Consider the following 23,318-nt stretch of genomic DNA (forward strand, 5'->3'; position numbering starts at 1 on the left):
GAGCCACATACGCCTGAGTAACTGACCGCCAGCCATCAGGCTCAGCCCCCTAATTCAACTCCCAGAGCTCTCGTGCCGTCATTCTTGGTTGGCGCCCTGCATCGACAGCATCACCAGCAAGGACTCGCCTTTCCCTGACACCACTCTCACCTCGCGCCAGTCGCGGATCACCGCCACCACCGCCGGATTGAGCGGCGCATCGCCCCCTACCTGCACCACGGTGCAACCTGCACGCAGGGCGCTCTCGATACCGGCCGGGGCATCCTCGAACACCAAGCAACGAGCGGGCGACACGCCAAGCCGTACAGCGCCCAGCAGATAGGGCTCGGGATCGGGTTTGCCATTGATCACAGCTTCGGCCCCCACCAGCACGGCCGGCAGCGGCAAACCGGCACAATTCAGGCGGTGACGGGCAACCTGCTCACTGGCGGAGGTCACGATGGCCCAAAGCTCTGGCGGCAAATGGCGCAGCAACTCGCCAGCTCCTGCGATGGCGTCGCCGCCGGTATGCAGCATCTCCAGCTCGTCGAGCCGCGCCGCTTCCCGCTCCACATCCAGCTGCGGGGCCAGCTCCCGGATCACCTCGCGCGAACGTATACCGTGGCACATCGCCAACACTGGCTCGGGATCGAGCAGATGTTCACGACACCAGAGCTGCCATACCTGCTCCACATCGCCTGTCGAGCAGACCAGGGTGCCATCCATATCGAGCAGCAGGGCGGATACCGACAGGGTGATCGTGTTCATGCCAGCACTCATACAGACACTCATACAGGCACCCCGGCCAGCTCGGGCAGAGAGCCAGAGAGCGCATCGGCAAAGGCCTGCTGCTGGGCGGCACGCTCATAACAGGCGAGCGCCTGCTCGGCACTGCCAGCCCACACTTGCAAGGGGCCGACCACAAACCCCTGTTGCAACAGGCTGGCGAGCAGCTCCCCAGTCTCCGGGGCCGCCAACGGCTGAGCCAGCACCAGCTTGCCCTTGATCAAAAACAGATAACGTTGGGTAGACATGATATGGCTCCTTGTTCCGGTTCAGAGGAGGGCGATTCCCCCCTTGCCGAGCCATTAGAACAAGGCGATTAGATAATTTATAATCAATAAATCGCCACTTTGGATAACCAATTGGAATGAAATTCGACTTGAGGCAACTGCAGGCGTTTGTGACGCTGGCCGAGACCGCCAACTACCGGGAAGCGGCCAATCGCCTCTTCATTACCCAACCGGCCCTCACCAAGCAGATCCAGGGGCTGGAGCAGACGCTGGGCTGCACCCTGTTCAAGCGGGGCCGCCATGGTGCCGAGCTGACGGCGCTCGGCGCCCAGCTGCTCACTCAGGCAAGCGCACTGGTCAAACACGGCAGGGAGTTTGAACGTCACGCGCTGGCAGTGGCGAGTGGCGTGGCCGGTCGGCTCAAGATTGGGTTTGGCCTGTCGAGTTTCGCGCTGGCCCCTGCGCTGGTGGCCCGCTTCAAACAGCAGGTCACGGACGTGATGGTCCATCTGCAGGATATGCCCTCCGCGATCCAGCAGGAGCAGCTGCTCTCCGGCCAGTTGCAACTTGGTTTTATGCGTCGGCCAGAGACTCCGCTGTTGCAGGAGCATCGGCTGCTGACCGACCGGCTGGTACTGGCGGTGCCAACCCGGATAACCCAGCCAGATCCGTCATCGTTTGACGTCCAGCAGGCACTGACTAGTCAACCCCTGTTGCAGATGGTGGGCTACCGTTGTCCCGGCCTAACCCGGCAGATCGCCGGGTTTCTCGGCGCCAACCGGCTGACCGGCATGGTTCAAGAGGCAGAGGATATTCAGACTCTGGTGGCATTGGTTGCGGCAGGCATAGGTAATGCCATCCTGCCGCACAGCGTCAGCTTTATCGCGGGCCCGGACGTCACCCTCTATCCCCTCTTTGGCCCCTGTTCCGAGTGGGAGATAAGTCTGGTGTGGAACCCCGCCTTTGCCGACCCGATCCGCGATCGCTTCGTGCAGCTGGTCCTCGATCCCCATCCCGCACCGCACCCAGCCACAATCGATCGCTGACCCAGCCAAAAACTCCCGCAGACGGAACCAGGAGAAGATAGCGCTCAGCAATCGAGATGAATTAATCGGGCCTTTGTGAATCAAAGCATTTCAATTAACACACCACTGATCTTCACAGGGGATGCCATCTCCTTCCCCATCCATCTTGGTACCAGGGCAGTTTTGTAAAAACCAGGTTGCCTCCTCGCAGGAGGTCATCTGGGAGCAATGCTGCCGACCATCACACTGGCGAGTAAAGGTCGCTGCCTGTGGCGTACTGAAGGTGGGACTAACCTCCTCTTGAGTAACTGGCGATGCGGGCGGCAAATAGGCAAAGAAGCGGGAATAGATGGAAAAGAGGCCGACGAGCAGCAACAGGGGGAGCAATTTACCACTCCAGCTGCTCTTGCGACGTCGATAGGGGTTACTCCGCTCTCTGGTAAAAGTGGGTCTTGGCGGCTGACTTGCCGCCCGAAATGCAGGCGCCGCCGATGATGCGGCTGATCTTGCTGCTGATGGTGTGACCGACGGCACAACACCCGCCAACGTGAGCGGGCGATCGGGGAAAAAGACCTGCAACGCCCTTGGCTTGCCATCCTGACCACTGCCGATCAGATAGGTGACACGCTCCCCCGGCTCGGGCACCCGGCCATCTGATTGCAGCGCCGTAACATGCACAAACAGCCCTGCACCGCGTGATCCATTGATTGTCTGCTCGGCGCCATTTTGCTCCGGCGTAATAAATCCAAAGCCGCGCGCCTCGTTCCAGCTCGCGATCCGTCCCTGATAACGCATCTGTCCATCCTTGTTGTTATCCATGTGAGCACTATCTTGCCCGACAATCATGTTGCCCAAAAGCGCAGCGGCCCAACAGGGATCTGCAGAGTCAATCTCAACACGGTGATCGGGCGCAGCCTGCGTTAAGGATCAAGCCAGCTGGGACACCTTGATGATCTCGGCGATGCGACCCAGCATCCGCAGCGAGGTGTGATGCTCGGTGGCATCTGCGGCGGCGCAGGCATCATCCAGAATGGTGATGGCGTAGTCGCGATCGTGACCATCCCGCGCTGCCGCCTGAATGGCCCAGCTGGTGCTCACCCCGCACAGATAGAGGTGGTCGATGTGATTGGCCCGCAGCGCAGGCTCCAGCGCCGTGCCATAGAAGGAGCTGACCCTGGGCTTGGTCAGCACCAGATCGCCGGGCTGCACATCCAGATCAGGATGAAAGTCGGTGCCGCTGTCAGCCAAAGAGAGCGCCCCCAACTGGTGAGCGCGACCAAACATGGGAGACCCCTTGGGTTGCAGCTGATAGCCGCCGTCAAAGCCCACCTTGATCAGCACTACCAGCCAGCCGTTGGCGCGGGCATGGGCCAGCGCCTGATTGGCATGCGCGATGGCATTCTGCTCCAGCACATGGGCTGCGGAGGCAGCAATGCGCCCGTCGGGGTGGGCGATATCGTTGATAAAATCGATCACCAGCAGTGCCTTGCTCATCACCTTTGCTCCTTCGCGCATTCAGCCCGTGTTATCTGGTTTCTACCTGTCAAACCAGCCCCAGTGCATAGCGCAGCGCCATCTCCTTGAGCGGGCCCGCCTTGTCCGCCAGATTGAGGGCCAGATTGCGGGCCAGCTTGAGGGGGCCAATCTCGTTGCTGAATACCCCGTAGAAGAGATCCATTCCCGACTGCATCAGCAGGTTGTCGGGGCGACGGCGTCGCTCGTAACGCTCGGCCAACGCCAGCTGATGCCAGTCGGCGCCAGCTCCTTGCAGCAGATCAGTCCAGCAGGCCACATCCTTGAAGCCAAGGTTGACCCCCTGCCCCGCCAGCGGGTTGATGGTGTGGGCAGCATCGCCAAGCAGCACCACCCGACCGAAGTGATAGTCGTTGGCGTGGCGGCGCACCAGCGGGAAGCTCCCCTTGCCGGTGACGGTGAACCCGCCGAGCCGGCTTGGGAAGTGGCGACGCACCTCGGCGGCAAGCCCTTCGTTGCTCATCGCAGTGAGCGCCCGGATCCGGGCCGGGCTGTCATACCACACCAGAGAGCCGTGCTGACCGGGCAGCGGCAGGAAGGCGCGCGGACCGCTCGGGGTGAACTGCTGCCAGGTGATATCTTCCTGCGCAAAGTCGGTGTCGATATTGATCAGCATGCAGTGCTGGCGGTACTCGAAGCGCGATACACCGATACCCGCCAGCTTGCGGGTGTGGGATTCAGCACCATCGCAGGCCAGCACCCAGCGGGCCGCCAGCTCGGAGCCATCATCCAGAGTCAGCACAGCTTCATCCGCACTCTGGCGCAGGCTGGTCACCGCCGCCGGGGTGTGGGTCTGGATGGTGGGAAAATCCTCCATCCGTTTGAGCAGGGCGAGCTGCACCAGCCGGTTTTCGATGATGTAGCCGAGCTGGGGCAGACCGAGATCGGCGGCATTGAAGCGGGTGGCAAAGCCGTCCAGCTCCCAGGTCTCCAGTCGGCGATAGGGGCAGAGCCGCATCTGCTGCAGATGGTGCCAGGCACCGGCCAGCTCCAGCAGCGCCACCGAGGCCTGACTGATGGCGGAGACCCGCAGATCCAGCGGCTGCTCCGGTGCGTAATGCTCCGGCAGTTGGGTCTCGATGACCCGCACCGAGAGGCCCTGAGCCGCCAGCAGACAGGCGGTGGCGGCGCCCACCATGCCGGCGCCGACGATGGCGATATCACACTGTTCCATACATTTATTCCTGAAAGGGTGCGTCCGGCGACAGCGCCCGGACGTGAACCGGATGGCTGCATGATAGCGCAAGGGCGACTGATAAACAGTGAGACAAACGGGGAATTGCTGCGTCAAATCAAGGAGAAAGCTTATTGAGCTTGCTGGCAACAGGTATCGGGTGAGCACCATTGCCAGCTGGATATTAGCTAGGCAGTATCCAGATTGCGGAGTAAAATGCGCGGTCCTTTGACCATGCCGATTTCAAAACAAGTCAAGAGAAGCAATGAGCAAGAAACTTCACATTAAAACCTGGGGTTGCCAGATGAACGAGTATGACTCGTCCAAAATGGCCGACCTGTTGGATGCCAGCAATGGCTACACCCTTACCGAAGAGCCCGAAGAGGCAGATGTCTTGCTGCTGAATACCTGCTCCATCCGCGAAAAGGCGCAGGAGAAGGTGTTCCACCAGCTGGGACGCTGGAAAAAGCTCAAGGCCAACAAACCCGGTCTGGTGATCGGCGTGGGTGGCTGCGTTGCCTCTCAGGAGGGCGATGCCATCCGCCAGCGCGCTCCCTATGTGGATATCGTGTTCGGCCCGCAGACCCTGCATCGCCTGCCCGCAATGATCAAGGAAGTGCAAGAGGGCCGTGGTGCCCAGGTTGATATCGCCTTCCCCGAGATCGAAAAATTCGACAGCCTGCCCGAACCGCGCGCCGAAGGGGCCACCGCGTTCGTCTCCATCATGGAAGGCTGCTCCAAATACTGTACTTACTGCGTGGTGCCCTACACCCGCGGTGAAGAGGTGAGCCGTCCGCTGGACGACGTGCTCTACGAAATCGCCCAGCTCGCCCAGCAGGGCGTGCGCGAAGTGAACCTGCTCGGCCAGAACGTCAACGCCTACCGCGGTCCGACCTTTGATGGCGGCATCTGCACCTTCGCCGAGCTGCTGCGTCTGGTGGCCGCTATCGACGGTATCGATCGCATTCGCTACACCACCAGCCACCCGATCGAGTTCACCGACGACATCATCGAAGTCTACAAAGACACCCCGGAAGTGGTCAGCTTCCTGCACCTGCCGGTACAGAGCGGCTCCGACCGTATCCTGACCATGATGAAGCGCCCGCACACCATCCTGGAGTACAAATCCAAGATCCGTCGCCTGCGTGCCGCCCGTCCCGACATCACCATCAGCTCCGACTTCATCGTTGGCTTCCCGAACGAGACGGACGAAGACTTTGAAGCGACCATGAAGCTGATCGAGGATGTGGGTTTCGACATGAGCTTCAGCTTCATCTTCAGTCCGCGCCCGGGCACCCCGGCCGCCGACATGCCCGACGATGTCGACATGGAAGTGAAGAAAGCCCGTCTGGCCCGCCTGCAGCACGTCATCAACAACCAGGCGATGCAGATTGGCCGTGCCATGCTGGGCACCACCCAGCGCATCCTGGTGGAAGGGCCCTCCAAGCTCGACCCGATGCAGCTGTGTGGCCGCACCGAGAACAACCGGGTGGTCAACTTCGAAGGCCAGCATACCCTGATCGGCGGTTTTGCCGACGTGGAGATCACCGAGGTGCGTCCCAACTCCCTGCGCGGCAAGTTCATCCGCGGCGAGAGCGAGATGAACCTGCGGATCGCCACCGCCCCGAGCGAAATCCTGGCACGTCGCCCGGATAACGTACCGGACGAGCTGGGCGTGGCCGCCTTCACACCCCATTAATCCCCTCCTCCCCATTCGCCCGGCGGATGGGGAGCGCCTTGAGACGAGGATATTTTGAGCCGACACATCTCGACCCTGAATCTGCATCTGGAGCCCGCCGACAACCAGCGCCTTGCCAGCCTGTGCGGCCCCTTCGATGACAACATCAAGCAGCTGGAGCGCCGCCTCGGCGTCGAGATCAGCTACCGTGACAGCCACTTCCAGCTGGTGGGCAAACCGGCCCAGCTGGATGCCGCCGCCGTCATCCTCAAACACCTCTATGTGGAAACCCAGTCCCTCAAAGGTGGCAAGGTGACCGACATCACTCCCGACATGGTCCATCTGGCCATTCAGGAGTCGCGAGTGCTGGAGCAGGATGACGAACCGGCGCCGAGCATCCCCTATGGCAAGGAAGTGACGGTCAAGACCAAGCGCGGTCTCATCAAGCCACGCAGCCCAAATCAGGCCCAGTACATTGCCAATATCGTGCGCCACGATATCTGCTTCGGTATAGGCCCGGCCGGTACCGGCAAGACCTATCTGGCGGTCGCGGCGGCGGTGGATGCGCTGGAGCGTCAGGAGATCCGCCGCATTCTGCTGACCCGTCCGGCGGTGGAAGCGGGCGAGAAGCTGGGCTTCCTGCCTGGCGATCTCTCCCAGAAGGTGGATCCTTACCTGCGCCCGCTCTACGACGCCCTGTTCGAGATGCTGGGTTTTGAGCGGGTCGAGAAGCTGATGGAGCGCAACATCATCGAAGTGGCGCCGCTCGCCTATATGCGCGGAAGAACCCTCAATGACGCCTTTATCATTCTCGATGAGGCCCAGAACACCACCACCGAGCAGATGAAGATGTTCCTGACCCGGATCGGCTTCAACTCCAAGGCGGTGGTCACCGGCGACATCACCCAGGTAGACCTGCCGCGCAACGCCAAATCCGGCCTGCGCCACGCGCTGGAAGTGCTGCAAGGGGTCGATGGTCTGTCATTCAACTTCTTCGAGTCCAAAGACGTGGTGCGCCACCCGGTGGTGGCCCGCATCGTGCAGGCCTATGAGGCGTTCGACGCCAAACAGGCCGCCGAGAAGGTGGCCGGCCAAACAAACGCCAGCAAAGAGAGCGAGCAATGAGCGTAACCCTGGATCTGCAGCTGGCCAGCGCCAGCACTGACGGCCTGCCCACCGAAGCCCAGCTGCAAGGCTGGCTCGATGGCACCATTCTCGGCTTCCAGCAGGAGGCAGAAGTGACGGTGCGCATCGTCGACGAGGCGGAGAGCAACGAGCTCAACCTTACATATCGCGGAAAGGACAAGCCCACCAACGTGCTCTCCTTCCCGTTCGAGGCGCCACCCGGTCTGGAGCTGCCGCTGCTCGGCGATCTGGTGATCTGCCGTCAGGTGGTAGAGCGCGAGGCCGAGGAGCAGGGCAAGCCCCTGATGGCCCACTGGGCCCACATGGTTGTGCACGGCAGTCTGCATCTGCTAGGTTATGACCATATCGAGGATGAGGAAGCCGAAGAGATGGAAGCGCTTGAGCGCGACATCATGCAGGAGCTCGGTTTTGCCGATCCTTATCTGAACGACGAAGAGTAAAACGCCGGACGGTCATCGTCTTGAAACAGCAGATGGCCATCCTTATATAACCCGAACTATTTCAAGTGTGTTCATACGAGTAACCAAGAGAGAAAATGACCGACGATCACCCTAGTACCGGCTCGCCGAAGAAAACCTGGCTCGACAAACTCAGCCAACTCTTCCAGGGCGAGCCAAAAGACCGCAATGATTTGGTAGACGTGATAGCCGATGCCGAAGAGCGCGACCTCATCGATCAGGACACCAAGGATATGATCGAGGGGGTGCTGGAGATCGCCGATCTTCGCGTGCGCGATATCATGATCCCCCGCTCCCAGATGGTGACCATCGAGAAGTCCCAACCGGTGGATGCAATCCTGCCGGTGATCATCGAGTCCGGTCACTCCCGCTTCCCGGTGATCAACGAGGACAAGGATCATGTGGAGGGCATTCTGCTAGCCAAGGATCTGCTCCCCTTCGGCTTTGGCGGCCATCACGCCAGCGAGCCGCTGCAGCTCGAGAAAATCTTGCGCCCCACGGTGATCGTCCCTGAAAGCAAACGGGTTGACCGTCTGCTCAAGGAGTTCCGTGAAGAGCGCTACCACATGGCCATCGTGGTCGACGAATTTGGTGGCGTCTCCGGTCTGGTGACCATTGAAGACATTCTCGAGCTTATCGTCGGCGAGATAGATGACGAATTCGATGACATCGAGGATGAGCCGGACGAGATCCGCCGCATCAGCAAACGGGTCTTCTCGGTTAGTGCCCTTACCGAGATCGAGGATTTCAACGACTTCTTCGGCACCCAGTTCAGCGATGAAGAGGTGGATACTGTGGGTGGTCTGGTGATGCACGCCTTCAGTCATCTGCCCAAGAAGGGCGAGGAGATCGAGCTGGACGGCTACCTGTTCAAGGTGATGCATGCCGACCGGCGTCGTCTGCAGCAGTTGCAGGTGAAGATCCCCGAGCACCACGCGGCGGCGCAATCCGAGCCGCAATAAGCAGATCCGCTCAATGTGTGAAACAACGCCCCGACCTCGGGGCGTTGTGCTCTCTGCCACCGGCATCGAGGCTCGCCGTTGCCCCGCTTACAGGTTAAGATACCGGCCATTCGACCCAGTTGCAGACCAAGACGAGCACCATCGCCCGTGAGATTATCCCCCGTTACGTCCAAAATCCTGTTGAGCCTCGGCGCACTGGCCAGTGGTGCCATCGCTATATTGGCTTTCTCTCCCTTTGGCTACTGGCCGCTGGTGATCCCCTCCCTGCTCGGCCTCTACGCCCTGCTGGACAAAGCCACGCCAAAGCAGGCCGCCTGGCGTGGCTTTGGCTATGCCATGGGACTCTTTTTACCTGGCCTGTGGTGGATCCACGTCAGCATGACTGAATTTGGCGGCATCCCGCTGCCGATGGCCTTCGTACTGCTGGCCGGGCTCTCCGCCTATCTGGCGCTCTACCCGACGCTCGCCTGCTGGGTTTTCGCCCGCTTCTTTGGCGGCCGTCACTGGAGCCGCTGGCTGCTCGCCTTCCCGGCACTCTGGCTGCTGGCGGACTGGCTGCGTGGCTGGGTAATGACCGGCTTCCCCTGGCTCTGGTTTGGCTACAGCCAGATCGACGGCCCCCTCAAGGGCTTTGCCCCCATTCTCGGGGTGCAAGGCATCACCCTTGCTCTGCTGTTCTCCGCTTCCGCTATCTGGCTGGTGTGGAAATCCCGCTCCCCGCTCTGGCTGGCGGTGCCCGCCCTGCTGGTTGCCGGTGCCCACGGTCTGATGCAGCTCAGCTGGGTCACCCGTGGCGAGCCGGTCAAGGTGGCGCTGGTTCAGGGCAATATCGCCCAGTCCCTCAAGTGGGATCCGGAGGCGCTAGTGCCGACGGTGCGCAAATATCAGGATCTCAGCCGCGAGAATCAGGATGCCGACATTATCATCTGGCCGGAGTCGGCCATCCCGGCCATCGAGAAGGAGATGGGGCCCTATCTGGAGAATCTGGACAAGGCGATGAAGGTGAACAACACCGGTCTGCTGGCGGGGATCATTCACTATGATTTCGAGCAAAGACGATTCTTCAATACCGTACTCGGCATGGGGGTGCAGGATGCGGATGGCAAGGAGTCCTACTTCTACGGGCACCCCAACCGTTACAACAAGTACCACCTGCTGCCCATCGGCGAGTTCGTGCCGTTTGAAGATCTGCTGCGCCCCATCGCCCCCTTCTTCAACCTGCCGATGTCCTCTTTCAGCCGGGGTGACGAAGTGCAGCCGAATCTGATCGCCAAGGGGCTCAAGTTCGCCGCCGCCATCTGCTACGAGATCATCTTCCCGGAGGAGGTGCGCCGCAACGTCAATGCCGATACCGATTTCCTGCTGACCGTCTCCAACGATGCCTGGTTTGGCACCAGCATAGGCCCCTGGCAACATATGGAGATCGCCCGGATGCGCGCACTGGAGCTGGCTCGTCCGCTGCTGCGCGACACCAACACCGGCATCACTATCGTGACCGAGATCGATGGCAGCATCATCGGCCAGATCCCGCAGTTTGAAGCGGGCGTGCTGCGCAGCGAAGTGCGTCCCGCCCACGGCGAGACCCCCTACATGCGCTTTGGCAGCTGGCCCCTCTACGGCCTGACCGTGCTGCTGCTGGGTCTGGCGCTGGCGCTGCGCCCCAAGGCACACCCCTGGGCACGCGAGCTGTAATGGCCATCCGCCATCCCTGATAAACAATGAGGCGCCCGCAGGCGCCTCGTTTTTTTCATCTCCAATCAAAGCGATATACCGGAGAAGGACATAAAACCGAGGGACATCAGCCCCGCCACGATAAAGGTGATGCCGATGCCCCGCAGCCCCTCGGGGACATCGGCGTATTTCAGCTTCTGGCGCAAACCGGCCATGGCGACAATAGCCAGCAGCCAGCCAAGCCCGGAGCCTGCGCTGTAGACCAGCGACTCGGCAAAATCGTAATCCCGCTGCGCCATAAACATCACCCCGCCGAAGATGGCGCAATGGACCGTCAACAACGGCAGATAGATGCCGAGCGCCTGATAGAGGCTTGGGAAGTACTTGTCGAGCAGCATCTCCATCACCTGCACCAACGCCGCCAACACCCCGATGTAGATGATGTAATCGAGAAATCCCAAATCGAATTCTCCGAAAAAGGTGCTGCCTGCCCGCAAGATATGGCGGTAAATCAAGTTGTTGAGGGGAATGGCGATCACCATCACCACCAGGATTGTCATGCCAAGGCCAAAGGCAGTGTTGATGTTCTTCGAAACGGCCAGAAAGGTACACATCCCCAGAAAGAAGGCCAGGGCGAGGTTCTCGACAAAGATCGAGTGAATAAACAGGTTGAAGTAGTAGTCCATAGGGTGTGCTCACCAGATGTTTGCGCAAAGAAAAGTCTGCCTCTGGCCGATGGCCAGCAGCATGGACGACACAACAGAAAGCGCGGACGCAGCACCAGACGATAGAGCGCAGGCAGCAGGTATCAGCCTGCCCGTCAGTCAATCAGGAGCGTTACAAACCGAGTGAAAAGGTGGATGGGCGCCCGCCAGCAGGGTGGGCTAGTCGCCGTGACAGAAACGATATTGCAGGTGGCGACAGCGCAGCAGCCGTCGGTGCAAATAACCGAAGTAGACGGGGAGCTGCCTGACATAGAGAAGAGGGAGAACCAGTAGCAGACCGCAGAGCAGGCCGAGGATATCGTGCTGGAACCAGGCCAGCACCATCTGATAGCGCTCGGAATGAGTGGCCCCTTCGAGTCGCCGCCCCGGCTCGAAGCCGAGTCGCCACTGGGAGGCAGGAGGAAGGCCGACACTGTTGACCAATCCCGGATCGGATTGCTCATGCAACTGCATCGAGACCTTCTGCCTGACCGACGCCTGATGAGGTGTTGCAGTGACCCCTACCGCAGCGAAAGCGGCAAACCACAGCAGGCTGGCGATAGCGAGGACCATCGCCCAGGTCGATAGTCGGCCAGAAGACAGCAAAGAGTCAGTCCCGTTCAAACAACAAAATGATGCGGGGATGAATGTATCACAACGCCTCTTTTTCTTGAATTTGAAACCGTACTAACTGACGTAAAACGATACTAAAAACCCTCTTTCTAAGAAAGCCAGCAATTAAATACCAACATAACAAGGCGGTAGAGTCACCCCCGGGCCCACAGTAAAACGGCCACCCGAGGGTGGCCGTTGTCAGCGATCAGAGCAGCAATGCTACCTGCTCAGAGACCGGCCGCCTCCAGATGCTCCACCAGCAGCTGCACACTGCGGTTGCCGCGCCACTCGTTGACGTCAAGCCGGTAGACAAGCCGCACCCGCTTGACCGAGGCATCGGGCCAGCGCTTGAGATCGACGCCGAAGGCGATGGCATCCACCGCGTGGCCAGAATCGGTAGTCAGCATCATCTTGAGGTGCTTCTCCCCCACCAGCCGCTGCTGCACTAGCACGAATTCGCCGTCAAACAGCGGCTCGGGGAAGGCCTGACCCCAGGGGCCGGAGGCGCGAATAAGCTCCGCCAGCTCGAGAGTGAGCTCGTCCGGCAGCAGCTCGCCATCGGTGAGCAGCACCCCGGTCAAGAGCTCCGGCGTCACCAGCTCGCTGATGACCGCCTCAAAGGCCCGACCGAACGCCTCGATATTGGCCTTGGGCAGGGTCAGCCCCGCCGCCATGGCATGGCCGCCAAACTTGCCCATCAGGCCCGGATGGCGGGTATCGAGCAGTTCCAGCGCATCGCGCAGGTGCACCCCGGGGATGGAGCGGCCGGAGCCCTTGAGCTCGGTCTCGCTGCTCTCGGCAAACGCGATGACCGGGCGGTAGTACTTCTCCTTCACCTTGGAGGCCACCAGCCCCACCACCCCCTGATGCCACTCGTTGCGGTGCAGCACTATGCCCGACGGCACCTCGCCATCGCGAAACCGGATCTGCTCCAGAGTGGCGAGGGCCTCCTGCTGCATCCCCTGCTCGATCTCCTTGCGCTCCTGATTGAGGCTGTCCATCTCGGCCGCAAGCTGGCGCGCCAGATTGAGATCATCGCAGAGCAGACAGGCGACCCCAAGGGACATATCATCGAGGCGCCCTACCGCATTGAGACGTGGCCCCAGCGCAAAACCGAGGTCGGCGGCGGTGAGGCGGCGACCATCGCGGCCCGACACATCCACCAGCGCCTGAATGCCGGGGCGACAGCGGCCGGCCCGGATCCGCTGCAAGCCCTGATGGACCAGGATGCGGTTGTTGCCATCGAGCGCCACCACGTCGGCGACCGTACCAAGAGCCACCAGATCGAGGTAATCCGCCACATTGGGGGCTCGCAACCCTTGCCGTTCGTACCAGCCAAGCTGACGCAGATGGGTGTTGAGGGCCGCCATCAGGTAGAAGGCCACCCCCACCCCGGCCAGCGACTTGGAGGGGAAATCGCAACCGCGCTGGTTAGGGTTGACGATGGCATCGGCATCAGGCAGCTCCTGACCCGGCAAATGGTGATCGGTAACCAGTACCTGCATACCAGCCGCCTTGGCAGCCGCCACCCCGGCGATGCTGGAGATGCCGTTATCCACCGTGATCAGGAACTCGGCGCCGCGCGCCACCGCCAGCTCGACAATTTCGGGGGTAAGGCCGTAGCCAAACTCGAAGCGGTTGGGCACCAGAAAATCGATGTGGCGACCGCCCATGGCGCGCAGGGCCAGCAAACACAGGGCGGAGCTGGTGGCACCATCGCAGTCGAAGTCGCCGACGATAAGGATCCGTTTCTGGGCAGTCAGGGCATCCGCCAGCAGCGGCACCGCCTGCTCCATCCCATAGAGGCGCTGGGGCGGCAACAGCTGGCTGGCGCTGCGCTCCAGCAGGGCGGGATCCTCTACGCCACGGCTGGCGAAGATTTGACGAAGCAGGGGGTGCAGGGTGGCGGGGAGATGGGAATCATCAACTCGCGGACGACGACGGATTTGCAGGGGCATCAATGTGATCCAGTATCTTGAGCAGTTGTTCCGGGCTCTGGTAGCCCCTTACCAGATCTCCATCAGAGGAGACCCAGGCAGGCAGTACCTTGACCCCCAACCACTGGCTCAGGCCAATATTCTCGATAAGGGTCTCACTACATTCCTTTTGAGGCAAATAGGCTTTGAAGGGATCATTCTGTAGCAGGGGATCCTTGCACCAGTGGGAAGCCTGTCCTGCATGTTCAATCACGGGGTAGAGCTCGACACTGACCCCGGACGCCTGCAGATGTTGCAGCGTGCCGGACAGCTGGCGACGAGCGGCATCCTGCTCACCGAAAAAGAGCGCAACCCGATGACGCTCATTACTGGCCTGGAGAACGACCGGTGTATGGGTCACCTGGGACAAGCCCAGTCGACGCTGCTCGCGCATGCCCGAGATGGTGAGGTTCTTCATGTTATGAGTCATATCCAGCATGACCCCCTGCACCACATAGTTCCCCTTGGCATCGCTGTAGAGCACCCCTTGCGAAGTGCCCAGCATATAGAGCCCGGGAATAGGGGTCTGTTCCACCAGATAAACAGAGACCCCTAACCGGGCGGTAATGGTCTGTTTCAAGGTTTGGGTATCCATCCCCGCTCTGGCAGCAAATGTGCACAAAAGCATCATTCCCAGTAGTAAATACTTCACTTGTTTACTCACGCGGTATGAATGAATCGACCCAGCAAACTACAGCAGCACAGCTCATCATTCAACCAGCTACTTATCAAAAAATTAATATCACTTTGTACCAAAAAAATGGTTCCCCCCGATTGCCAAGGACTCATAACGCCCGCAAGCTAGTCAGGACGACAGGAATAACGCAGCTTAGCCTCTGTTTTTCCTGACAAGAGTTCGCCCTTTGGCCAAGGTAGTCAACGCGCTATCTTGTTTAATTTCGGAGGAAATAATGAGTCTGATTCAAGAGTTCAAAGCCTTTGCCGCCCGCGGCAACGTCATCGACATGGCCGTCGGTATCATCATCGGTGCCGCCTTCGGCAAAATTGTCTCCTCTTTTGTCGGTGACGTGATCATGCCGCCCATCGGCCTGATCCTGGGCGGCGTGGACTTCAGCGACCTGGCGGTCACCCTGAAGGCTGCAGAAGGGACAACACCCGCCGTGGTCATCGCCTATGGCAAGTTCATCCAGACCATCATCGACTTTCTGATCATATCTTTCGCCATCTTCATGGGACTGAAGGCCATCAACACCCTCAAGAAAAAGCAGGAAGAGGAAGCCGCCGCCCCGGCAGGCCCGACCAAGGATCAGGAGCTGCTGACCGAGATCCGTGATCTGCTGAAATCCCAGCAAGGGAAATAAGCGCCATCTCCTGTCGTGTAGAGATAAAAAAACCGCCTGCTGGCGGTTTTTTGTTTTTGGGAGGCCAGCCACTCAAGCTCTGGGGTGGTGCTCCCCGTGCAGCGCCTTGAGTCGCTCGTTGGCCACATGGGTGTAGATCTGGGTGGTGGAGAGATCCGCGTGACCCAGTAGCATCTGCACAACCCGCAGGTCGGCGCCGTGGTTGAGCAGATGGGTGGCAAAGGCGTGGCGCAAGGTATGGGGGGATAGCTCGCCGTTAATCCCGGCCCGCTGCGCGTAAAGCTTGATGCGGTGCCAGAAGGTCTGGCGGGTCATCATACGGGCCTGCTTGGAGGGAAACACCACATCTGAGCTGGTGCCCCCCAGCAGCAGGGTGCGGGCCTCGCGGTAGTAACGCTCCAGCCAGTGCATCGCCTCCTCGCCCATCGGCACCAGCCGCTCCTTATTGCCCTTGCCGACCACCCGCACCAAACCCTGACGCAAACTGACATGCTCGGCAGTGAGCCCCACCAGCTCGGAAACCCGCAAGCCGGTAGCGTAGAGCAGTTCCAGCATTGCCTTGTCCCGCAACTCCAGCGGGTCATCCACCAGCGGCGCACTCAGCAACGCATCCACCTCCGTTTCGCTTAAATCGGAGGGGAGTTTTTTCGGCAGCTTGGGCCCCTCCAGCAGCACGGTCGGATCATCGCTGCGCAGCTTCTCACGGTTGAGATACTGATAGAAACGGCGCAAGGCCGAGAGAAAACGGGCGGTGCTGCTGGCCGCAAACTGGTGATCGACCCGCCAGGCGAGGTAGTGCTGGATCTCGTCCATCCCCGCCAGCAGCAGCGAGCTCCCCTGCTCGTCGAGCCAGAGGGAGAACTTCTCCAGATCGCTGCGATAGGAGCTGACCGTGTTGTCAGACAATCCCCGCTCCAGCCAGAGGGCGTCGAGGAAGGGTTCAATCAGGGGATGTGGGTCGGGCTTGCTCATAGTGCGCTGCAATCAGGGGAAAGATGGCCCATTGTAACGCGCCAACTCCTTAGAAAGACAAGGCACTTTCATTGGAAAGATAAGGCTCGTTTGCCACGACCCTTGCCGGGCGGTGAAGGTCGAATGGCAATCTGCTAGACTGGCGCCCTCCCCTTACGTTACCCATCGTGTTGCCAACATGGCGCAGCCCACACGAGCATGCGAGAACGCGCCAAAAGCAAGCGAGAAAGCGCCAACAGAGAGTAGAGCGATGAAGATTGGTCTGTTTTACGGTTCCACCACCTGCTACACCGAGATGGCTGCCGAGAAGATCCGCGCCCTCATCGGCCCCGAGCTGGTGGATATTCACAATATCAAGGATGTCTCCCTGCGCCGGATGGAGGATTACGAGATCCTGATCCTCGGCATCTCCACCTGGGATTTTGGCGAACTGCAGGAGGACTGGGAGTCCCGCTGGGAAGATATCACCGATCTCCATCTGGAGGGACGCATCGTCGCCCTGTTTGGCCTCGGCGATCAGCTCGGTTATGGCGAATGGTTCCAGGACGCCCTCGGCATGCTGCACGATCAGCTGGTGCCAAAAGGGGTCAAGCTGGTGGGCTACTGGCCCAACGAAGGGTACGAATTCGATGCCTCCAAGGCACTGATCGACGATGGCCGTCACTTCGTCGGGCTGGCGCTGGACGATGCCAATCAGTATGACCAGACCGATCCGCGCATCGAGCAGTGGGTCGAACAGATCCTGAGCGAAATCCACGCCCTGCTCTGATCTTTTTCACTCATCTCAAGGCGGCCACTCCCTGTGGATGTGGCCGCCCGGGCGCAGTTATCGCACCGGTTTTCTCAATCGGTATCATCGCATGACGCTATAGCGACTTTTTTGTGCTGGTCTGCAACAATGGACTCGACATCCCATAACAATCAGAGCCGGATGTCGGAAGCAAACGGACAGACCAGAAAAGGATATTCTATGACCCCATTCTCCCTGTTGGCCCCCGCCATCGCCCGTGACGTGCTCGATCACGCGCTGGCACTGGGTGCCGATTTCGCCGAGCTGTTTGTCGAGCGCAAGCGCCGCAGCCAGCTCAGCCTGCTCTCCAGCCAGATAGAGAACATCAGCGGTGGCCTCGATTTCGGCATCGGCGTGCGCCTCTGTTACGGCCACAAGGTGCTCTACGGCTACACCAACCAAGCCAGCCGCGACGAGCTGCTGCGCATCGTCACCCTGCTGGCGGCCAAAGACCGCCGCGACCCCGTGGTGACCGCCACCGCCTTCGATTTCACCCGCCTGAGCGATCGCAACCCGGTGGCCCTGCCCTTGTCGGTAGACAAGCTGCTGGAGCAGAAGATCGCCTATCTGCACGCCATGGATGCGGTGGCCCGTGCCGAGAGCAGCAAGGTGAGCCAGTTCTCCGGCAACGTGCTGGGCTGGGAGCAGGAGGTGGAGATCTTCAACAGCGAAGGGGTGCAAGTCGCCGATCGCCGCCACTACAACCGCATCATGGCCCAGACCATCGCCATGGAAGGGAGCGAGCAGAGCGTCGGTTACGAGGCCCCCGGCGCCCTGATGGGGTGGGAGCATGCCGATCGCATCGATCCGCGCGAGCTGGCGCTCACCGCCACCCGTCAGGCACTGGTGAAACTGGGCGCGGCTCCCTGCCCGAGCGGCACCCTGCCGGTCATCATGGAGAACGGCTTTGGCGGCGTCATCTTCCACGAGGCGTGCGGCCACCTGCTGGAGACCACCTCGGTAGCCAAGAAGGCCTCGGTGTTCCACGACAAGATGGGCCAGCTTATCGCCAATCCGGTGGTCAATGCGGTGGATGAAGGGCTGCAAGGCAATGCCTGGGGCTCCATCAACGTCGATGACGAGGGGATGGCGACCCAGCATACCCAGCTCATCAAGGACGGCGTTCTGACCGGCTTTCTGGTGGACAGAATGGGCGCCCTCAAGACGGGCTACGCCCGCACCGGCTCGGGGCGGCGCGAATCCTACAAGTACGCCCCCACCTCGCGCATGCGCAACACCTATATCGAGCCGGGCAACCACAGCCTCGACGATATGCTGGCCACCGTCGAACATGGCATCTATGCCAAGAAGATGGGGGGCGGCTCGGTACAGCCCGGCACCGGTGAATTCAACTTCAATGTGCAGGAGGCCTACCTCATCGAGCACGGCAAAATCACCAAGCCGCTCAAGTCAGCCACCCTGATCGGTACCGGCCCGCAGGTGCTGAAAGAGATCTCCATGGTGGGCCGCAATCTGGCGCTGGCCGCCGGTATGTGCGGCTCGGTCTCGGGCTCGGTCCCCACTTCGGTGGGCCAGCCGGCGCTGAAAGTGGACAATATTCTGGTGGGAGGGAACGCCTGATGAGCCAACTCGACATGAACCAACTGCTCACCCGCCTGCTGGATAAAGTGGCCGACCTCAGTGCCGAGGCAGACATCATCGCCAATCAGGAGAAGGCCTTCTCCCTCAAGGCAGACAAGGGCGAGCTGGGTGAATACAAGGTCACCAGCAGCCAGCAGCTCGGCATTCGCCTGATCAAAGAGGGTCGGGTCGGCATCGCCTACTCGGAATCCCTCGATGAGCTGGCGCTCGATGCCATGCTGCAGGATGCGCTCGATGCCAGCCGCTTTGCCAAGGTGGATCCGGATCAGCGCATCTCGGTGGCCAATAGCCGGATCACCACAGATTGCGCCGAGATCAACCAGCCCGATACCACGCCGGTTGAGGAGAAGATCGCTCTGGCCCTGCGTCTGGAATCTGACATGCTGGCCATGCCCGATGTGAGCGGCGCCCCCTACAACAGCTTCTTCGAAGGGGAGAGCCAGCTCTGGCTCGCCAACAGTCAGGGCACCCTCTGCCAGCACGGCGAGTTCAGCGTCGGCTGCTACACCTCGGCGCTGGTGGAGCGGGATGGCCGCCAGTCGATGCACTCGCAGGGGCAGTATGGCCGTCGCTTCGACGAGCTGGATAGTCAGGCCCTGATCGAGCAGATCTACGCCATCGCCGATGGTCTGCTGCCCGGTGAAGCGGTGCCGAGCGGTCGCTACAGCGTCATCTTCAGCACCAACTGCTTCGCCAGCCTGTTTGGCTGCTTTCAGGGCGTGCTGTCGGGTAAGTGGGCCCAGCAGGGGATCAACCCGTGGCGCAGCAAGGTCGGCCAGAGCGTGGCGTCACGCTGGCTCACTCTGGAGAGCCGGGTCTATATGCCTGGCGGTATGAACATCAAGGCGTTTGATGGCGAGGGGGCTGCCAGCTCGGATCTGCTGCTGATTGGCGAAGGGGAGCTGAAGACCCTGCTCCACAACAGCGCCACCGCCCGCCACTTTGGCGTCGCCAGCAACGGCTCGGCCGCTCGCGGTGCCCGCAGCGCCCTCGATGTGACCGCTCGCCATCTGGTGTTTGGCGCGGGCCCCCACTGCGAAGCGGAAGTGCAGAGAGGCGACTATCTGGAGCTGGTCAAGCTGGATGGCCTGCATTCGGGTGCCGATGCGGTGAGCGGCGACTTCTCCTTTGGCGCGTCGGGCTTCCTCTGCCGCGATGGGGTGCGACTGCAGCCGGTGCGCGGCATCACGGTAGCAGGCAACTTCTACCGCCTGCTGGGCGAGCTGGAAGCGGTCGGTGACACCCTGCACCACAACGACGGCAAGGGCTTCTACGCCCCGCTTATCCGTTTTGGTGGCCTCTCCGTCGCAGGCAAGTAAACGCCCCGACGAAACCTGCAAGTAAGAAAAAGGCGCCTGATGGCGCCTTTTTGCTCGTTATCTCGTCCGCCTTGATGGCATGACTCAGGGCGAGAGCGGCTCGCGATGATACTCGGCGCAGCCGCACTCGGGGCAAGTATCGAGCTGCTGGGGATGCAGCACGGTATGGCGCCAGCCACACTGGTCGCACACCATGACCCCGAGCCCCACCCAGTCACCCGCTTCGTAAACACCCTTGTGCTCCAGCTCGTCGGCCAGCTCGCGCCACTCCACCTGGGCGCGGTCGGTCACATCCGCCAGCCAGGACCACGCGGTGTCTTTGAGGGCCAACATAAAGGCTGACTCTTCCACCTGCGCACTATCGTCATGGCGCCCCTCGTCATAGTTGCCCAGATCCCGCTTCACGTACTCGGCGATGAGCGCCAGTTCGTCCTGAGTCAGGTCGCTGGCAGCCTCCAGATAGGCCTGCACCTTGGCAATCATCCGGTTGAGGCGCTCCCCCTGGAACTCTTCAGTCTCTTGCCACTGTTTTTGCAGCTCGGCAATGAAGGCTTCGTACCCTTTTTGACGTTTGTCCATGGCTCTAACTCCTCTACTAAACCCTGATCTGGCCCGGCTTAAGGCCCAAGGGACGCTGGCGGTTGTTGCCGCCGCAGGATATGGGTATTCTATTGCGATTTCCCAGCTGATTTATCTATTCATTTCACAGATCCGGATGTCACCAATGCAAGAGCAATACGTTCCCCAATCAATCGAACCAGCAGTGCAAAAGCACTGGGATGCCAAGAAAACCTTCAAGGCCGTGGAGAAGGTAGACAAGGAGAAGTTCTACTGCCTGTCCATGTTCCCCTATCCGTCTGGTCGACTACACATGGGGCACGTTCGTAACTACACCTTAGGTGATGTGATCTCCCGTTATCAACGCCTCAATGGCAAGAACGTGCTGCAACCCATAGGTTGGGATGCATTCGGTCTGCCGGCCGAGAACGCCGCCATCAAGAACAACACCGCACCGGCGCCCTGGACCTACGAAAACATCGAATACATGAAGAACCAGCTGAAGATGCTGGGTCTGGGTTATGACTGGGATCGTGAAGTCGCCACCTGCAAACCGGATTACTACCGCTGGGAGCAGTGGTTCTTCACCAAGCTCTACGAGAAGGGTCTGGTCTACAAGAAGACCTCCTCCGTCAACTGGTGCCCGAACGACATGACAGTGCTGGCCAACGAGCAGGTGGTCGACAACTGCTGCTGGCGCTGTGATACCCCGGTGGAGCAGAAAGAGATCCCCCAGTGGTTCATCAAGATCACCGACTACGCCGAAGAGCTGCTCAGCGACATCGACAATCTGGAAGGCTGGCCAGAGATGGTCAAGACCATGCAGCGCAACTGGATTGGCCGCTCAGAAGGGGTCAACATCAGCTTCGCCATCGAAGGTCAGACTGAGCAGCTGGAGGTCTATACCACCCGTCCGGACACCTTCATGGGCGTCACCTATGTCGGTATCGCCGCCGGTCACCCGCTGGCGCTGCAAGCAGCCCAGAACAATCCTGAACTGGCCGCCTTTATCGAAGAGTGCAGAAACACCAAGGTCGCCGAAGCAGAACTGGCCACCATGGAGAAGAAGGGCATGGCCACCGGCCTCTATGCCATTCACCCGCTGGATGGCCGCAAGGTACCGGTCTGGGTCGCCAACTTCGTGCTGATGAACTATGGCACCGGCGCCGTGATGGCAGTTCCGGCTCACGATCAGCGTGACTTCGAATTCGCCACCAAATATGGCCTCGACATCAAGGCGGTCATCAAGCCGGTTGATGGCGACGTCGACGTGAGCGAAGCCGCTTACACCGAGAAGGGCGTACTGTTCAACTCCGGCGAGTTTGACGGTCTCGACTTCCAGGGCGCCTTTGATGCCATCGCCAACAAGCTGGAAACACTGGGCAAGGGCAAGCGCACCGTCAACTTCCGTCTGCGTGACTGGGGCGTCTCCCGTCAGCGTTACTGGGGTGCCCCCATCCCCATGCTGACCCTGGCGGACGGCACAGTCGTGCCGACCCCGGAAGATCAACTGCCGGTACTGCTGCCGGAAGATGTGGTGATGGACGGTATCCAGAGCCCGATCAAAGCCGACGCCGAGTGGGCCAAGACCACTTACAAGGGTCAGGAAGCGTTCCGCGAGACTGATACCTTCGACACCTTCATGGAGTCCTCCTGGTATTACGCTCGCTACTGCTCCCCCGACTACGACAAGGGCATGCTTGACCCGGCTGCTGCCAACCACTGGCTGCCGGTGGATCAGTACATCGGCGGCATCGAGCACGCCTGTATGCACCTGCTCTACGCCCGCTTCTTCCACAAGCTGCTGCGTGACGCGGGGCTGGTGAACAGCGACGAGCCGTTCAAGCGTCTGCTCTGCCAGGGCATGGTGCTGGCCGACGCCTTCTACTACAAAGACGAAAAAGGCGGCAACGTCTGGGTCAGCCCGACCGACGTCAAGGTAGAGCGTGACGAGAAGGGTCGCATCACCAAGGCCATCGACAACGAAGGCCGTGAGGTAATGCACTCCGGCATGACCAAGATGTCCAAGTCCAAGAACAACGGCATCGACCCGCAGCTGATGGTCGAGCGTTACGGCGCCGATACCGTCCGTCTGTTCATGATGTTCGCCTCTCCGGCCGAGATGACCCTGGAGTGGTCCGACTCCGGCGTAGAGGGTGCCCAGCGCTTCCTGCGTCGCCTGTGGCGCGTCACCTTCGAGCACGTCTCCGGTGGCGCCGTTGCCGCACTCGATGTCGCTGCTCTCACCAACGAGCAGAAAGCGGTACGCCGTGAACTGCACAAGACCATCGCCAAGGTGAGTGATGACGTGGGTCGCCGTCAGACCTTCAACACCGCCATCGCCGCCATCATGGAGCTGATGAACAATCTCTCCAAGCTGGGTTCAGAAGAGCAGGACCGCGCCCTGATGCAGGAAGCGCTGGAAGCTGTGGTAGTCATGCTCTACCCCATCACCCCGCACATCGGCTTCGAGCTGTGGAAGATGCTGGGCAAGGGCGACGACATCGATCACGCAGCCTGGCCGGTGGCCGATGAAGCGGCCATGGTCGAGACCGAGAAGCTGGTGGTGGTACAGATCAACGGCAAGATGCGCGGCAAGCTGACCGTGCCGGCCGAGATCAGCCAGGCCGACGTCGAGAAGCTGGCGATGGCTGATGCCTCGGTACAGAAGTTCACCGACGGTCTGACCGTGCGCAAGGTGATCTATGTACCAGGCAAGCTGCTCAATATTGTCGCTAACTGATCGGTTGCCAACTGATGTCATACCATTTGGCGACCTTGGCTGACTGTGTGGCCACTCATGGGTAACGACGTACCGGCC

The 23,318-nt window shown here is 60.5% G+C and carries 22 protein-coding genes; 11 read left to right on the forward strand and 11 right to left on the reverse strand.

Features of this window, described 5'->3' with window-relative positions; translation table 11 throughout:
• Window positions 1–78: 78 nt before the first annotated feature.
• Both G5179_RS05930 and G5179_RS05935 read right to left on the reverse strand, forming a co-directional pair.
• On the reverse strand, window positions 79–747 hold the full coding sequence (locus G5179_RS05930) for an HAD-IA family hydrolase (RefSeq protein WP_216953031.1): 669 nt from the start codon (window positions 745–747) through the stop codon (window positions 79–81).
• A 20-nt stretch (window positions 748–767) separates the two neighbouring features.
• Complete coding sequence (locus tag G5179_RS05935) at window positions 768–1,013, reverse strand: hypothetical protein (protein WP_139463531.1); 246 nt, start codon at window positions 1,011–1,013, stop codon at window positions 768–770.
• Between the two features lie 116 nt (window positions 1,014–1,129).
• Between G5179_RS05935 and G5179_RS05940 the strand changes: the two genes are divergently transcribed.
• The gene (locus G5179_RS05940) at window positions 1,130–2,038 is read left to right on the forward strand and encodes a LysR family transcriptional regulator (RefSeq protein ID WP_421258043.1); all 909 of its coding nucleotides are present in this window, start codon (window positions 1,130–1,132) and stop codon (window positions 2,036–2,038) included.
• Between the two features lie 90 nt (window positions 2,039–2,128).
• Here G5179_RS05940 and G5179_RS05945 read toward each other — a convergent pair whose 3' ends face one another.
• From G5179_RS05945 to G5179_RS05955, 3 genes are all read right to left on the reverse strand, one after another.
• Window positions 2,129–2,812, reverse strand: a complete 684-nt coding sequence (locus G5179_RS05945; protein ID WP_421258070.1) for a cold shock domain-containing protein — start codon at window positions 2,810–2,812, stop codon at window positions 2,129–2,131.
• A 132-nt stretch (window positions 2,813–2,944) separates the two neighbouring features.
• Window positions 2,945–3,511, reverse strand: coding sequence for a cysteine hydrolase family protein (locus G5179_RS05950; RefSeq protein WP_247823304.1), 567 nt, complete (start codon window positions 3,509–3,511; stop codon window positions 2,945–2,947).
• 49 nt (window positions 3,512–3,560) lie between these two features.
• Window positions 3,561–4,724: an FAD-dependent oxidoreductase gene (locus G5179_RS05955; protein WP_058058874.1), complete on the reverse strand. Its 1,164-nt coding sequence runs from the start codon at window positions 4,722–4,724 to the stop codon at window positions 3,561–3,563.
• A 265-nt stretch (window positions 4,725–4,989) separates the two neighbouring features.
• Here G5179_RS05955 and miaB point away from each other — a divergent pair, with 265 nt between their 5' ends.
• The 5 genes from miaB to lnt all read left to right on the forward strand — a co-directional run bounded on the left by miaB (window position 4,990) and on the right by lnt (window position 10,660).
• Complete coding sequence (gene miaB, locus G5179_RS05960; protein ID WP_005335132.1) at window positions 4,990–6,423, forward strand: tRNA (N6-isopentenyl adenosine(37)-C2)-methylthiotransferase MiaB; 1,434 nt, start codon at window positions 4,990–4,992, stop codon at window positions 6,421–6,423.
• 54 nt (window positions 6,424–6,477) lie between these two features.
• Complete coding sequence (locus tag G5179_RS05965) at window positions 6,478–7,527, forward strand: PhoH family protein (protein WP_058058876.1); 1,050 nt, start codon at window positions 6,478–6,480, stop codon at window positions 7,525–7,527.
• Complete coding sequence (ybeY, locus tag G5179_RS05970) at window positions 7,524–7,988, forward strand: rRNA maturation RNase YbeY (protein WP_005354089.1); 465 nt, start codon at window positions 7,524–7,526, stop codon at window positions 7,986–7,988. Before G5179_RS05965 ends, ybeY begins: the two co-directional genes overlap by 4 nt.
• A gap of 95 nt (window positions 7,989–8,083) precedes the next feature.
• The gene (gene corC, locus G5179_RS05975; protein WP_203118663.1) at window positions 8,084–8,968 is read left to right on the forward strand and encodes a CNNM family magnesium/cobalt transport protein CorC; all 885 of its coding nucleotides are present in this window, start codon (window positions 8,084–8,086) and stop codon (window positions 8,966–8,968) included.
• A 147-nt stretch (window positions 8,969–9,115) separates the two neighbouring features.
• Window positions 9,116–10,660: an apolipoprotein N-acyltransferase gene (lnt, locus tag G5179_RS05980; RefSeq protein ID WP_421258044.1), complete on the forward strand. Its 1,545-nt coding sequence runs from the start codon at window positions 9,116–9,118 to the stop codon at window positions 10,658–10,660.
• Window positions 10,661–10,725: 65 nt separating this feature from the next.
• Here the strand turns inward: lnt and nqrE are convergent, their stop codons facing one another.
• The 4 genes from nqrE to G5179_RS06000 all read right to left on the reverse strand — a co-directional run bounded on the left by nqrE (window position 10,726) and on the right by G5179_RS06000 (window position 14,529).
• Window positions 10,726–11,325: an NADH:ubiquinone reductase (Na(+)-transporting) subunit E gene (gene nqrE, locus G5179_RS05985; RefSeq protein ID WP_216953026.1), complete on the reverse strand. Its 600-nt coding sequence runs from the start codon at window positions 11,323–11,325 to the stop codon at window positions 10,726–10,728.
• Window positions 11,326–11,523: 198 nt separating this feature from the next.
• Entirely contained in the window at window positions 11,524–11,916 is a 393-nt protein-coding gene (locus tag G5179_RS05990) for a hypothetical protein (protein ID WP_254204248.1), read from the reverse strand.
• Window positions 11,917–12,185: 269 nt separating this feature from the next.
• Window positions 12,186–13,916, reverse strand: a complete 1,731-nt coding sequence (recJ, locus tag G5179_RS05995; RefSeq protein WP_216953025.1) for a single-stranded-DNA-specific exonuclease RecJ — start codon at window positions 13,914–13,916, stop codon at window positions 12,186–12,188.
• On the reverse strand, window positions 13,882–14,529 hold the full coding sequence (locus G5179_RS06000) for a disulfide isomerase DsbC N-terminal domain-containing protein (protein WP_216953024.1): 648 nt from the start codon (window positions 14,527–14,529) through the stop codon (window positions 13,882–13,884). The genes recJ and G5179_RS06000 overlap by 35 nt, the downstream gene beginning before the upstream one ends.
• Window positions 14,530–14,845: 316 nt before the next feature.
• On the opposite strand from G5179_RS06000, the gene mscL reads away from it, so the two are divergent.
• Window positions 14,846–15,256: a large-conductance mechanosensitive channel protein MscL gene (gene mscL / locus G5179_RS06005; RefSeq protein WP_042054731.1), complete on the forward strand. Its 411-nt coding sequence runs from the start codon at window positions 14,846–14,848 to the stop codon at window positions 15,254–15,256.
• Window positions 15,257–15,328: 72 nt separating this feature from the next.
• On the opposite strand, the gene xerD is transcribed toward mscL, so the two are convergent.
• Window positions 15,329–16,228 (reverse strand): site-specific tyrosine recombinase XerD, encoded by a 900-nt coding sequence (gene xerD, locus G5179_RS06010; RefSeq protein WP_042061134.1) that lies wholly within the window; start codon window positions 16,226–16,228, stop codon window positions 15,329–15,331.
• A gap of 250 nt (window positions 16,229–16,478) precedes the next feature.
• Between xerD and fldB the strand changes: the two genes are divergently transcribed.
• The 3 genes from fldB to G5179_RS06025 all read left to right on the forward strand — a co-directional run bounded on the left by fldB (window position 16,479) and on the right by G5179_RS06025 (window position 19,939).
• A complete protein-coding gene (fldB, locus tag G5179_RS06015; protein WP_042082737.1) occupies window positions 16,479–16,997 on the forward strand; it encodes a flavodoxin FldB in 519 nt (172 codons plus the stop codon).
• 201 nt (window positions 16,998–17,198) lie between these two features.
• Window positions 17,199–18,599 (forward strand): TldD/PmbA family protein, encoded by a 1,401-nt coding sequence (locus G5179_RS06020; protein ID WP_421205126.1) that lies wholly within the window; start codon window positions 17,199–17,201, stop codon window positions 18,597–18,599.
• Window positions 18,599–19,939 (forward strand): TldD/PmbA family protein, encoded by a 1,341-nt coding sequence (locus tag G5179_RS06025; protein WP_421258045.1) that lies wholly within the window; start codon window positions 18,599–18,601, stop codon window positions 19,937–19,939. Before G5179_RS06020 ends, G5179_RS06025 begins: the two co-directional genes overlap by 1 nt.
• An 84-nt stretch (window positions 19,940–20,023) precedes the next feature.
• On the opposite strand, the gene G5179_RS06030 is transcribed toward G5179_RS06025, so the two are convergent.
• Window positions 20,024–20,518: a zinc ribbon-containing protein gene (locus G5179_RS06030; protein ID WP_005335155.1), complete on the reverse strand. Its 495-nt coding sequence runs from the start codon at window positions 20,516–20,518 to the stop codon at window positions 20,024–20,026.
• Window positions 20,519–20,663: 145 nt separating this feature from the next.
• Between G5179_RS06030 and leuS the strand changes: the two genes are divergently transcribed.
• Entirely contained in the window at window positions 20,664–23,240 is a 2,577-nt protein-coding gene (gene leuS / locus G5179_RS06035) for a leucine--tRNA ligase (protein WP_421258046.1), read from the forward strand.
• Window positions 23,241–23,318: the final 78 nt, after the last annotated feature.

The organism is Aeromonas sp. 600886, from assembly GCF_049174935.1.
GTDB lineage: Bacteria > Pseudomonadota > Gammaproteobacteria > Enterobacterales > Aeromonadaceae > Aeromonas > Aeromonas veronii_A.